The following is a 226-nucleotide window of genomic DNA, read 5'->3' as shown; positions in this document are numbered from 1 at the left end:
ATATCCGGTGTTCCGTCTTCCTGGCCCGGCTACATCCTGGATATTGGCGCCAGCGGAGACAAGGTCAGACAAATACAGGAACAGATCAACGTCATAGCCGGAGCATACCCTGCAATCCCCAAGATAGCCGCGGACGGAATATACGGCCCGGCTACGGCAGCCTCCGTAGAAAAATTCCAGTCCGTATTCGGTCTGCCGCAGACTGGGACCGTGGACTATAAAACAT

At 54.9% G+C, this 226-nt stretch carries 1 protein-coding gene; it reads left to right on the top strand.

From position 1 onward, the window contains the following. On the top strand, positions 1-226 hold a 226-nt coding region (locus HJV72_RS19025), incomplete at both ends, for a peptidoglycan-binding domain-containing protein (RefSeq protein ID WP_208073436.1).

The organism is Extibacter sp. GGCC_0201, assembly GCF_017566055.1.
In the GTDB taxonomy this organism is placed as follows: Bacteria; Bacillota; Clostridia; order Lachnospirales; family Lachnospiraceae; genus Extibacter.
The sequence above is the reverse complement of the archived record's forward strand: the minus strand, read 5'-3'. Positions and strand labels throughout refer to the sequence as shown.